We start from the raw sequence: 1,223 nt of genomic DNA on the forward strand, positions 1-1,223 counted from the left end.
ATTACTCCGCTAACCTGCGGTTCAACTCGGACGTGCCTTCGGCCCGCCGGTTAACCTCAACGTTAGACCTCACAAGGACACTCTGTGGCCCTCCTCACGTTTGAAGAAGCATTGACGGAGTCTAAGCGCCTCTCAAGGCGACACGTCCTCCTTGGGAATGGCTTCAGCATTGCATGCCGGCCAGACATCTTCCTGTACGGCAAACTGTATGAACAAGCGGACTTCTCGAAGCTCTCCCCGACAGCGAAGAAGGCGTTTGAGGCACTTGGCACTCAGGACTTTGAGCGAGTAATCAAGGCGCTCAGAGACACGAAAGCGATCCTCGAAGCCTACGGCGGAGTACCACAGTCGTTCCTCGACACGCTTCAGTCGGACGCCGACGGACTTCGGGAGCTACTCGTCGAAACCATCGCGCATAGCCACCCTGCTTGGCCGGGCGCTATCTCGGACGCAGAGTACGCACACTGCCGCGCGTTCGTCGCAAACTTCAACACAGTCTATACCTTCAACTACGACCTGCTTCTCTACTGGGCGCAGATGCACACTTATGAAGGCCTCCCGCCAACCTCTGATGATGGATTTCGCAAGTCCGACATCGACTACGACGCAGCCTATGTAATCTGGGAGCCTAGCCAGAGCCACGAACAGAACACTTGGTTCCTGCACGGTGCACTTCACGTCTTCGATGCCGGCACTGAGATACAAAAGTACACGTGGGTGAACACCGGCGTGCGCCTTATCGATCAGATTCGAAATGCCTTGAAGAAGGGGTACTTTCCGCTATTCGTGTCCGAAGGTACGAGCGCCGAGAAGCTGGAACGGATTAGACACAGTGACTATCTCGCAAAGGCCTACCGGAGCTTCAGCGAAATCACCGGTGCCCTCTTCATTTACGGCCACTCACTTGCCGAGAATGATGAGCATTACTTGAAGCGAATTGAAAAGGGGAAAGTGAGCCAACTGTACATTGGCCTGCACGGGGACCCAGATTCGGCCGCAAACAAGCGCATTATCCGCCGGGCGGACCAGATGGCAAACAATAGGCGGCGCGGCGCTGCACTCAGCATCTCCTACTTCGACTCAAGCACTGCACGAGTGTGGGGCAAGTGAGGTCTCTCAAGAAACACCCTTAAGAGGCGCGCAGATAAAAACTTCCGGCTATGAAGAAAGGTTGTTTCTTCGGGACGATTTGCGGCGCGGGCGGGCCGATTACTCCGCTAACC

At 55.6% G+C, this 1,223-nt stretch carries 1 protein-coding gene; it reads left to right on the forward strand.

All coding sequences use genetic code 11. The features are described from left to right. The first annotated feature begins 84 nt into the window (after positions 1-84). A complete protein-coding gene (locus SRAH_RS11655; protein WP_029463508.1) occupies positions 85-1,110 on the forward strand; it encodes a DUF4917 family protein in 1,026 nt (341 codons plus the stop codon). The last annotated feature ends 113 nt before the right edge of the window (positions 1,111-1,223 follow it).

Origin of the sequence: Serpentinimonas barnesii, assembly GCF_000696225.1 — a bacterium.
GTDB classification, from domain to species: domain Bacteria; phylum Pseudomonadota; class Gammaproteobacteria; order Burkholderiales; family Burkholderiaceae_C; genus Serpentinimonas; species Serpentinimonas barnesii.